Genomic DNA, 11,023 nt, shown 5'->3' with positions numbered 1-11,023 from the left:
CGGTCGGCTGGTCAGACCGGCCGCACCAGAACGTGTTTTTTCTTGCCGAGCGACAGCTTTACGACTTGTTCCGGGCCGAGATCCTGAAGTGTGACCAATCGGCGATCGTCGGACACGGATTGGTCGTTCAGCCGCACGGCGCCGCCCTGGATATGTCGCCGCGCCTCGCCGTTGGACGCGGCAAGCCCGGCGGTGACGAACAGCGACAATATGCCGACTCCGCTTTGCAGATCGGCCTTGCCGACCTCCACGGTTGGCAGCGTTTCGGCCAGCGCGCCTTCTTCAAACGTCTTGCGCGCGGTTTCCTCGGCTTCTTCGGCTGCCTCGCGGCCGTGCACGATGGCCGTGGTTTCCGTGGCCAGGACCTTCTTGGCCTCGTTGATCTCGGAGCCGCCAAGCGCGGCGAGCCGCGCGATTTCGGTGAGCGGCAGGCGGGTGAAAATCTTGAGGAAGCGCGTGACGTCGGCGTCCTCGGTGTTGCGCCAGTACTGCCAGAAATCATAGGGCGAGTAGAGATCGCCGTTCAGCCAGACCGCGCCTTTGGCCGATTTGCCCATCTTGGCGCCTGACGACGTCGTCAGCAGCGGTGTGGTCAGGGCATAAAGCTGCGGCGTACCCATGCGGTGCCCGAGATCGACGCCGTTGATGATGTTGCCCCACTGGTCCGATCCGCCCATCTGCAGGCGGCAGCCATATCGCCGGCTGAGCTCGACGAAATCGTAGCCCTGCAGGATCATATAGTTGAATTCGAGGAACGACAGCGATTGTTCGCGCTCGAGCCTCAGCTTGACGCTGTCGAAGGTCAGCATGCGGTTGACCGAAAAATGCCGGCCGACATCGCGCAGGAATTCGACATAGTTGAGCTTCATCAGCCAGTCCGCATTGTTGACCATGATCGCGTCGCCCGCACCGTCCCCGAACCGCAAAATGCGGCCGAAGATGCGCTTGATACCATCGATGTTGGTGGCGATTGCCTCAGGCGTCAAAAGCTTGCGCTGTTCGTCGCGGAAGGAAGGGTCGCCGATCATCGAGGTGCCGCCGCCCATCAGCGCGATCGGTCGATGGCCGGTTTGCTGCAGCCAGTAGAGCATGGTCGCGGAAATCAGATTGCCGATATGCAGGCTGGTCGCCGTGGCGTCGTAACCGACATAGGCGGTCACCGTTTCCTTGGCGAAAAGCTGGTCGAGGCCGGCATCATCCGAAATCTGGTGGATGAAACCGCGCTCGCTCATAATGCGCAGGAAATCGGATTTGAAGGCGGACATTTTTTCTTTCCCGAAAGCGCCCAACCGAACCGGATCGGGCGTGGCATGCGTGAACGCGGGCGTTTAGCATCCAAGCGCGGTCAGCAAAAGGGGAATCCGGTTTTGCGTCCGGTCGCGTTTACATGACCGGTTCGGTGCGAACGCAATCACGGGGTCGTGAAACGGCGCAAGCTCGCCTTCCGGCTGCATCCTTGCTTCATCGTTTGGGCTGGCGTAATGAGGCGCCGCGCCAGCGGATTCTTGCCACACATGACCCGCTGGACGGCACCGCACGGCATCGAATCGAATGCCATATCCTATGACAGAGCCCGACCCGAAATGCCGGAGATATCCATCGTCATTCCCTGCCGGAACGAGGCGGCGAACCTGCCGCTTCTGCTTGACGAGATCGGGGCGGCGATGGTCGGGCGCGACTTCGAGGTGATCGTCGTCAATGATGGTTCGACCGACGAGACCAGCTCGGTGCTAGCCGCCCAGGCAGTGCTTCGCCCGTTTCCGCTTCGCCACCTCCGGCATGAGAAATCCGCCGGCCAGTCTTTCTCTGTGCGTTCGGGCGCATGGGCGGCCCGCGGCGATATCGTCGCCACGATCGACGGCGACGGCCAGAACGATCCCAAATACATTCCGGTGCTGGTCGATGCGCTGCGGCAGGCCGGTTCCGGTTTCGGTGTTGCGCAAGGGCAGCGCCTGAAGCGTCGCGACAGCAAGATCAAGCAACTGGCATCCCGTTTTGCCAACTGGCTGAGAAAGGCCGTCCTGCATGACGAGACCCGCGACACGGGCTGCGGCCTGAAGGCGATCCATACCGACATCCTCAGGAAATTGCCGTTCTTCGATGGCACGCACCGCTTTGTCCCGGCCCTCGTCATCCAGGAGGGGTATCGCGTCGTGCATTGCGACGTCGTCGACCGCTCTCGCCGTCACGGCAAGTCCAATTACGGAATTTTCGATCGCGGCCTGCAAGGGGTGCTTGATCTCGCCGGTGTCTGGTGGCTGCGCCGCCGGCGCCGCAGAATGCCAAAAACAGAGGAAATCCGGCGTGGCTAACGTGCTTCAGGAACTGGCGACCTGGCTTCACGACGTCTTCGTCAAGCAGTTCGATACGTGGGTTCTGCTCGGCTTTGTCGCCCAGTTCTTTTTCAGCATGCGCTTCGTCGTGCAGTGGGTCGCATCGGAAAAAGCCAAGCGCAGCGTCGTGCCGATCGCTTTCTGGTTCTTTTCGCTGTTCGGCGGCAGCCTGCTGCTGATCTACGCCATCCAGCGGCAGGATCCGGTGTTCATCGCCGGCCAGGCCCTGGGACTGTTCATCTACATCCGCAACCTGTGGCTGATCGCCAACGAGCGCAAGGCGGCGATGACGAAGGTCGATTGAGCGACCTGCCTCTCAGCGCGACGTGGCGCAAGCCGGCAAGGTCGACACCGATGCCGTCCTGGCCGCAGCAAATCCCTGGGAGTTCCGGGCTGCGACCTTGCACAAGGTCGGTGCTACCTGTCGTCCAGTCCGCCGTAGGATCGTACAAGCCGGACCATGTCGGGCGAGTTCGAGCCCTCGCTCTCGAGCCCCTCGGCGACACCGCTACGGTCGGCTATTGGCCGGTTCTGGCTGACCTTCCACTTGCCTTGCATGTCCGTGATCTCGATTTCCAGCCCGACAATGCCCTTGATCTGCGACTGGATGAAGCTGGCTGGTGCGTCGGTCACCGCCCAAGGTGCTTTGCGAGCGGCTTCCTGTGCTACCGTCAGATCGGAAATCTGTCGGGCCAGCCAATCCTGGTCCTCGATCACTCTAACTGCACCGCGCACCTGGACAATGGCGTAGTTCCAGGTCGGCACGACCTTCCCGGTCTCGCGCTTGGTCTCGTACCAGGACGGCGTCACATAGGCCTCGGTGCCCTGGAAGACGACCAGCACAGGCGATGCCGGGTTGTCGGCCAGCAGGCGCCATTGCGGATTGGCTCTCGCCAGATGGGCGCGCAGCCTGCCGTTCGGTGGCACTTCGGCGTCGAGCAGGAACGGAATCGCGTTCGCGACCGGTCCCTCGACTCCATTTGAAATCAGCAGGCCAAGCGGATGCGCCCGGATCAGCCCGTGCAGGACGTCCTGTCGCGTTTCCTGGAAATGCGGGGGCTGGTACATCGCTGTTCGCCGCCTATCTCAACCGTTTCGGCCGCGGGTCGGACAACTCGCCGGCCAGCCGGCGATCGAGATAGTCCGCGCATTCCTGGAGCAGGAGGTCCGCGTCATTGGAGAAGAAATGGTTGGCCCCGGGCAAGGTCTTCTGGGTGATGGTGATGCCCTTTTGTGTGTGCAATTTGTCGACCAACCCCTGCACGTCCTTTGGCGGCGCGACCTTGTCGGCGTCGCCATGGATGATGAGGCCGGACGACGGGCAGGGCGCCAGGAACGAGAAATCATAGGTGTTGGGCTGCGGCGCGATCGAGATGAAGCCTTCGATCTCCGGCCGGCGCATCAGAAGCTGCATGCCGATCCAGGCGCCGAACGAATAGCCGGCGACCCAGCAGCTCTTGGAATCAGGATGCAGCGACTGCACCCAGTCAAGTGCCGCGGCCGCATCCGACAATTCGCCGGTGCCGTGGTCGAATTCGCCCTGGCTGCGGCCGATGCCGCGGAAATTGAAGCGAAGTGTGGTGAAATCCCGCTTCTGGAACATGTAGAAGAGGTCGTAGACGATCTTGTTGTTCATCGTGCCGCCGAACTGGGGGTGCGGGTGCAGGATGATGGCAATCGGGGCGCTCTTTTCCTTGGAAGGCTGGTAGCGACCCTCCAGGCGGCCGGCCGGACCGGTGAAAATGACCTCAGGCATAAATACTCCACATGGCATATGAATGCGCGGCGCCCGGAACAACTCTTCCTCTGGCCCCCAGTCTTCCCAGGCCTTGACGCAGGGCGAGCGTCTTTCTAGAAGCTAGTTTAGAATTGTTCAAAACTGGGCGGCCAAAACATCGTGGTTCGGCCATCCGCGCCGCAAGTCGCGTAAATAGGACGGCTTGCCTTGCAATTTCAAGGAAATAACGCGCCATCCTCGCGGAATGGCTCTTGAAGGGACCGATCGAAACGAAAATGGCCGGAAGACGCGCCTATCTCGACTACAATGCCAGTGCGCCGCTGCTTGCCGCGGCGCGCACGGCAATGATTGCCGCGCTTGATGTCGCCGCCAACCCGTCATCGGTCCATGCCGAGGGTCGCGCCGCACGGCGGCTGATCGAGAATGCAAGGCGCGATGTGGCGACGCTGGTCAACGCCAGCGCCGAGCATGTCGTGTTCACCTCCGGTGCGACGGAAGCCGCCTCGACGCTGCTGACGCCGGATTGGCAGATGGGGCGCGGCACGATCCGCATGAGCCGGCTCTATGTCTGCGAAGCCGATCATCCTTGTGTGCTGAATGGCGGGCGCTTTCCGGCAGCCCAGGTGACACGCATCGGCGTCGACACCGACGGCATTGTCAGGCTGGACGCGTTGGCGGCGGCACTTGGCCGTCATGACAAGGCAGACGGCCTGCCGCTGGTGGCGATCCACGCTGCCCATAACGAGACCGGCATCATCCAGCCGGTCGAGCGCATCGCCGAAATCGTCAAGGGGGCGGGCGGCATTCTGATCATCGACGCCGTGCAGGCCGCCGGCCGCATTCCGCTCGATTTGTCAGCGGGTTACGCCGACTACCTGATTCTGTCTTCGCACAAGATCGGCGGTCCCAAGGGCGCTGGCGCCATCATCGCCGCCTCGGACCTGATGATGCCAAGACCCTTGATCGCCGGCGGTGGCCAGGAAAAGGGCCACCGTGGCGGCACCGAAAACCTAGCCGCGATCGCCGGTTTTGGCGCGGCGGCGCGGGAAGCCCTGATCGGATTGAAGAGCATCGATGCGGTCGGTCGCCGCCGCGACGAGATCGAGGCCATCGTGAAAACGCTGATGCCGGATGCGGAAATCTTCGGAACCGGCGCGCCGAGGCTTGCCAATACGACATTCTTCGCTATTGCGGGCACCAAGGCCGAGACAGCGCAGATCGCCTTCGACCTCGCCGGCGTGGCGCTGTCGGCCGGTTCCGCCTGTTCGTCGGGCAAGGTCGGCCCGAGCCATGTGCTGAAAGCCATGGGGCACAGTGACAGCCTTGGGGCCTTGCGTGTGTCCATCGGCCACGCAACGAGCGCCGAGGATATCGAACTGTTCCGTGCTGCGCTGACAGATGTTGCCGCGCGCGCGGGGGCAGGGGAAAAAGCTGCCTGAGTGCGGCAGAATGATGCAGGCCTTCGGGCCTGGTAGAGCCGTGCGTTTCATGGTGGCCGGGTGAATTTCCGGCAGGGACGCACTATATGGAACTTACGCCGCCTTGGTTGCCCACGGGCACTCGTTTCGCGGTACCATAGTTTGAAAACTGTCGGGCCTTGACCCCGGCGTGGATGGAGAACGCATATGCCTGCTGTGCAGGACACGATCGATCGGGTCCGAAAGATCGACGTCGACCAGTATAAATACGGATTCCAGACCGAAATCGCGATGGACAAGGCCCCAAAGGGCCTGAGCGAAGACATTATCCGCTTCATTTCGGCGAAGAAGGACGAGCCGTCCTGGATGCTGGAATGGCGTCTGGAAGCCTATCGGCGCTGGGTAACGCTGGACGAGCCGAAGTGGGCGCGCGTCCATTATCCGAAGATCGATTTCCAGGACCTCTACTACTATGCGGCGCCCAAGAGCACGCCGGGACCGACATCGCTGAGCGACGTCGATCCTGAGCTCTTGAGGGTCTACGAAAAGCTCGGCATTCCGCTGAAGGAACAGGAAATCCTCGCCGGCGTGCAGAAGACCGACGCGTCGGAACTCGAGGAACCCAGCGACAATGTCTACAAGTCGGGCCGCGTCGCCGTCGACGCGGTGTTCGATTCGGTGTCCGTCGTCACCACCTTCAAGAAGGAGCTGGCGCAGGCCGGCGTCATTTTCTGTTCGATCTCGGAAGCGATCCGCGAGCACCCGGAACTGGTGAAGAAATATCTCGGTTCGGTCGTGCCGACCTCCGACAATTTCTACGCGACACTGAATTCGGCGGTGTTCACAGACGGCTCCTTCGTCTTCGTGCCCAAGGGCGTGCGCTGCCCGATGGAACTGTCGACCTATTTCCGCATGAACGAGAAGAATACCGGCCAGTTCGAGCGTACGCTGATCATCGCCGAGGAGGGGGCTTACGTCTCCTATCTCGAAGGCTGCACGGCGCCGCAGCGCGACGAGAACCAGCTTCACGCCGCCGTGGTCGAATTGATCGCGCTCGACGATGCCGAGATCAAATATTCGACGGTGCAGAACTGGTACCCCGGCGACGCCGAGGGCAAGGGCGGCATCTACAATTTCGTCACCAAACGCGGCGACTGCCGTGGCCATCGTTCGAAGATATCGTGGACGCAGGTCGAGACCGGCTCGGCCATCACCTGGAAATATCCGAGCTGCATCCTGCGTGGCGACGATTCCACCGGCGAGTTCTATTCGATCGCCGTGTCAAACGGCTACCAGCAGGTCGATAGCGGCACCAAGATGATTCATCTCGGCAAGAACACGTCGAGCCGCATCATCTCCAAGGGCATCGCCGCTGGCCTTTCGCAGAACACCTATCGCGGACAGGTTTCGGCGCACCGCAAGGCGACCAACGCCCGCAACTTCACCAATTGCGACTCGCTGCTGATCGGCGACCAGTGCGGCGCGCACACCGTGCCCTATATGGAAGCCAAGAACGCGACGGCGAAGTTCGAGCATGAGGCGACGACGTCGAAAATTTCCGAAGACCAGAAATTCTACGTCATGCAGCGCGGCATCCCGGAAGAAGAGGCGATCGCGCTGATCGTCAACGGCTTTGTCAAAGACGTCATCCAGCAGCTGCCGATGGAGTTCGCCGTCGAGGCGCAGAAGCTGATTGGGATCAGTCTCGAGGGGAGTGTCGGGTGAGTGACGATGAGGCAGAGAAGGGTCCGCCGTTGGTGGCACGCGTCCACCAGTTTGACAGGGATTCTGGTGAGCTACCCGACGACTATCGGGCCAAACTCGATGAGCAGATTTGTGGAGAATTGGCAACGTCGCTTGGAAATTACCTTCGAAGCTTTGCTGCCGAAAGCAGGGTCGCCGTCAGTATCGAAGTCGAAGCCAACCGAATTAGCGCTGGGCGCGAAGACGGCACGGAGTTGATGATCCAAGTCTACGGTCCTGAGATTTTTGAAATCACCAGGTGGCCGAATCCCGCCGACGCCGTCGAGGACGGGAGTATGCGATTTGACTTGGCACCTGAACTTGAAAGCGACGTCGCCGTTACCCTAGCCCGGCGATATGTAGTTAACGGAACGATAGAGCAAGAGAATGCTTGAAATTAGAAATCTGCATGCCCGCATTGTCGACGACGGCACCGAGATTATCCGCGGCCTCAACCTGACGGTGAAGGCCGGCGAGGTCGCCGCGATCATGGGCCCGAACGGCTCGGGAAAGTCGACGCTGTCCTACATCCTCGCCGGGCGCGAGGATTATGAGGTCACCGAAGGCGACATCCTCTACAACGGCCAGTCGATCCTCGAAATGGATCCGGCCGAGCGCGCCACATCAGGCATCTTTCTCGCCTTCCAGTATCCGATGGAGATACCGGGCGTGGCGACGATGGAATTCCTGAAGGTGGCGACGAACGAGCAGCGCAAGGCGCGCGGCGAGGAGCCGCTGAAGATCCCCGAATTCCTGAAGCGCGTGAAGGACGCCGCCGCCTCGCTCAACATGGACATGGCGATGCTGAAGCGGCCGCTCAATGTCGGCTTTTCCGGCGGCGAGAAGAAGCGCGCCGAGATCTTGCAGATGAAGCTCCTGGAGCCAAAACTCTGCGTGCTCGACGAGACCGATTCAGGCCTCGATATCGATGCGCTGAAGATCGTCTCGGACGGCGTCAACGCGCTGCGCTCGCCCGACCGCGCCATCGTCATCATCACCCACTACCAGCGCCTGCTCCAACACATCGAGCCGGATACTGTGCACGTGCTCTACAGGGGCCAGGTGATCAAATCGGGCGACAAGTCGCTGGCGCTCGATCTCGAGGCCAATGGCTATGCCGGCGTGATCGGCCAAGCCGCGTGAGATGCCAGAAGGCGAGACAAAGCTAGGCAAGGCGAAACTGATGAATATACATACGACACCCCAGCGAACGCCAGCCGAAACGGCGCTGATCGACGCCTTCAGCGACCGGCTCTCGCTGCTGCCCGGCGACGGCACGGTGATGCTGAAACGCGACGACGCCATCGAGGCGATCAAGAGCGGCCTGCCGACGCGGCGCATCGAATCCTGGCACTACACCGACCTGCGTCGCCTGCTGGCTTCGGTGCCGGACTTCGATCCCGCGGCTGCCGCCAAGGCGATCGCACCGATCGTTGAAGGCTCTGCCGTTCTGCCAGTCCTGAACGGCGTCTCGAGCACGAAGCTGCCGACGGTTGATGGCGTTGCGGTGCAGCGCCTGTCGGAGAAGCTGACCGACGGCAGCGCAGCACCTGGGCTCGATCCGTATGGCACCGACGATGCAATCGGCGCTCTAAACACCGCTTTCGTTGCAGACGGCTATTTTGTCGACATCTCCGACGGCACCGAACTGGACAAGCCGATCGAACTGCAGAACCTGCAGGCCGGCGGCCAGACGCATGTGCGCTTGGGCGTCCGCGTCGGCGCCGGCGCCAAGGCTGTTATCGTCGAGCGCCAGGCGGGCGAGGGCGCCGCACTCGTCAGCTCGGTCAGCCAGCTTTTGCTTGACGAGGGCGCCGACGTGACGTGGCTGATCGTGCAGGAGCAGCCGGATACAGCCACGCATCTTGCCCAGTTCAAAGCGCATCTCGGCAAGAATGCGAAGCTGACGCTGTTCGTGATGAATGCCGGCGGCAAGCTGGTGCGCCAGGAGATCGTGGTCAAGACGACAGGCGAAGGCGCCGATTTCACGCTGCGCGGCATCAACCTGCTTGCCGGTGACACTCATACGGACGTGACCATGGTGCTCGACCATGCCGTGCCGCACACGGCTTCGACGGAAGTAATCCGCAATGTGGTTACCGGCAAGGCGCGCGGCATCTTCCAGGGGCGCATCAACGTCCACCAATATGCGCAGAAGACCAACGCCAAGATGGCCTGCAACACGCTGCTTCTGTCGGATGACGGCGAGTTCTCGACCAAGCCTGAGCTCGAAATCTTCGCCGACGATGTCGTCTGCGGCCATGGCGCGACCGTCACCGAGATCGACCATAGCCACCTGTTCTACCTGATGGCCCGCGGCATCGACGAGAAGACCGCGCGCGGCCTTCTGGTCAAGGCTTTCGTTGCCGAGGTAATTGAGGAGCTGGACGACGAGGCGATTGTCGAGGCGCTGGAAGCAAGGCTCGACGGCTGGTTCGTGGCGCACGGCTAGCGCCTTCCCTTCTCCCCTTGTGGGAGAAGGTGGATCGGCGCGTAGCGCCGAGACGGACGAGGGTGTTGGACGGAATGAGGCGATGAAGTTGTGATGGACCAGAAAGTCGAAAACATCCCCTACGACGTCGAGGCGATCCGCCGCGACTTTCCGATCCTGTCTCGGCAAGTTTACGGTAAGCCTCTGGTCTATCTCGACAATGGCGCCTCGGCGCAGAAGCCGCAGGTCGTGCTCGACGCTATCCAGCACGTCTATTCCCAGGAATACGCCAATGTCCATCGCGGGCTGCATTTCCTGTCGAATGCCGCGACCGACGCCTATGAGAATGCGCGGAAGATAGTGCAGAGGTTTCTCAACGCGCCAAGCACCGACAACATCGTCTTCACCTCGAACACCACCGCGGCGATCAACACCGTCGCCTACGGCTTCGGCATGCCGAATATCGGCGAGGGCGACGAGATCGTGCTTTCGATCATGGAGCACCATTCCAATATCGTGCCGTGGCATTTCATCCGCGAGCGGCAGGGCGCCAACCTGGTCTGGGTGCCGGTCGACGATCTCGGCGTCTTCCACATCGAGGAGTTCGAGAAGCGGCTGACTGATCGCACAAAACTGGTCGCCATCACGCACATGTCGAATGCACTGGGCACGGTGACGCCGATCAAGGAGATCGTCCGCATCGCGCACGCACGCGGCATTCCGGTGCTGGTCGACGGCAGCCAGAGCGCCGTGCATATGCCGATCGACGTCCAGGATCTCGACTGCGATTTCTTCGTCTTCACCGGCCACAAGGTCTACGGGCCCTCGGGCATCGGCGTGCTCTACGGCAAGAAGGATATGCTGGAGCGCATGCGGCCGTTCATGGGCGGCGGCGAGATGATCGAGGAGGTGACGCAAGACATCGTCACCTACAACGATCCGCCGCACCGTTTCGAGGCCGGCACGCCGCCGATCGTGCAGGCGATCGGGCTGGGCGCTGCGCTGGAATACATGGAAAAGATCGGCCGCGAGCGCATTGCCGCCCATGAGGCCGATTTGAAGGATTATGCCCATCAGCGGCTGCGTGCCATTAACTCGCTGCGCATCTTCGGCGACGCGCCCGATAAGGGCGCCATCATCTCCTTCGAGTTGCAGGGTATTCATGCGCATGACGTATCGATGGTGATCGACCGGCAGGGTATTGCTGTCCGCGCCGGCACGCATTGCGCCCAGCCGCTGTTGAAACGCTTCGGCGTAACTTCCACATGCAGGGCATCGTTCGGCATGTATAATACCAAGGCCGAAGTCGACGCTTTGGCCGACGCGCTCGAAAAAGCGCGAAAATTCTTCGGGTGACGAT

The 11,023-nt window shown here is 61.6% G+C and carries 11 protein-coding genes; 8 read left to right on the top strand and 3 right to left on the bottom strand.

Annotation, left to right across the window (positions count from 1 at the left end):
* Nucleotides 1–11 precede the first annotated feature (11 nt).
* Entirely contained in the window at nt 12–1,265 is a 1,254-nt protein-coding gene (gene tyrS, locus A9K68_RS20840; protein ID WP_065008115.1) for a tyrosine--tRNA ligase, read from the bottom strand.
* Between the two features lie 318 nt (nt 1,266–1,583).
* Between tyrS and A9K68_RS20835 the strand changes: the two genes are divergently transcribed.
* Nucleotides 1,584–2,312: a glycosyltransferase family 2 protein gene (locus A9K68_RS20835; protein WP_065008286.1), complete on the top strand. Its 729-nt coding sequence runs from the start codon at nt 1,584–1,586 to the stop codon at nt 2,310–2,312.
* The gene (locus tag A9K68_RS20830) at nt 2,305–2,637 is read left to right on the top strand and encodes a lipid-A-disaccharide synthase N-terminal domain-containing protein (protein WP_065008116.1); all 333 of its coding nucleotides are present in this window, start codon (nt 2,305–2,307) and stop codon (nt 2,635–2,637) included. Before A9K68_RS20835 ends, A9K68_RS20830 begins: the two co-directional genes overlap by 8 nt.
* A 113-nt stretch (nt 2,638–2,750) precedes the next feature.
* Here A9K68_RS20830 and A9K68_RS20825 read toward each other — a convergent pair whose 3' ends face one another.
* The gene (locus A9K68_RS20825) at nt 2,751–3,401 is read right to left on the bottom strand and encodes an FMN-binding negative transcriptional regulator (RefSeq protein ID WP_065008117.1); all 651 of its coding nucleotides are present in this window, start codon (nt 3,399–3,401) and stop codon (nt 2,751–2,753) included.
* A 13-nt stretch (nt 3,402–3,414) separates the two neighbouring features.
* Nucleotides 3,415–4,089, bottom strand: coding sequence for an alpha/beta hydrolase (locus A9K68_RS20820; protein ID WP_065008118.1), 675 nt, complete (start codon nt 4,087–4,089; stop codon nt 3,415–3,417).
* Nucleotides 4,090–4,346: 257 nt separating this feature from the next.
* Between A9K68_RS20820 and A9K68_RS20815 the strand changes: the two genes are divergently transcribed.
* From A9K68_RS20815 to A9K68_RS20790, 6 genes are all read left to right on the top strand, one after another.
* A complete protein-coding gene (locus tag A9K68_RS20815) occupies nt 4,347–5,510 on the top strand; it encodes a cysteine desulfurase family protein (RefSeq protein ID WP_163603056.1) in 1,164 nt (387 codons plus the stop codon).
* A 186-nt stretch (nt 5,511–5,696) separates the two neighbouring features.
* The gene (gene sufB, locus A9K68_RS20810) at nt 5,697–7,214 is read left to right on the top strand and encodes a Fe-S cluster assembly protein SufB (RefSeq protein ID WP_065008119.1); all 1,518 of its coding nucleotides are present in this window, start codon (nt 5,697–5,699) and stop codon (nt 7,212–7,214) included.
* The gene (locus tag A9K68_RS20805) at nt 7,211–7,627 is read left to right on the top strand and encodes a hypothetical protein (protein WP_065008120.1); all 417 of its coding nucleotides are present in this window, start codon (nt 7,211–7,213) and stop codon (nt 7,625–7,627) included. The genes sufB and A9K68_RS20805 overlap by 4 nt, the downstream gene beginning before the upstream one ends.
* Nucleotides 7,620–8,375: a Fe-S cluster assembly ATPase SufC gene (gene sufC, locus A9K68_RS20800; RefSeq protein WP_065008121.1), complete on the top strand. Its 756-nt coding sequence runs from the start codon at nt 7,620–7,622 to the stop codon at nt 8,373–8,375. Before A9K68_RS20805 ends, sufC begins: the two co-directional genes overlap by 8 nt.
* A gap of 40 nt (nt 8,376–8,415) precedes the next feature.
* Nucleotides 8,416–9,684 (top strand): Fe-S cluster assembly protein SufD, encoded by a 1,269-nt coding sequence (sufD, locus tag A9K68_RS20795; RefSeq protein WP_065008288.1) that lies wholly within the window; start codon nt 8,416–8,418, stop codon nt 9,682–9,684.
* A 93-nt stretch (nt 9,685–9,777) separates the two neighbouring features.
* Nucleotides 9,778–11,019 (top strand): cysteine desulfurase, encoded by a 1,242-nt coding sequence (locus tag A9K68_RS20790; protein ID WP_065008122.1) that lies wholly within the window; start codon nt 9,778–9,780, stop codon nt 11,017–11,019.
* Nucleotides 11,020–11,023: the final 4 nt, after the last annotated feature.

The sequence above is a fragment of the Mesorhizobium sp. AA22 genome (assembly GCF_001672375.2).
GTDB classification, from domain to species: domain Bacteria; phylum Pseudomonadota; class Alphaproteobacteria; order Rhizobiales; family Rhizobiaceae; genus Mesorhizobium; species Mesorhizobium wenxiniae.
Note: the sequence above shows the minus strand (reverse complement) of the source record. Positions and strands in the feature narration are given on the sequence as shown.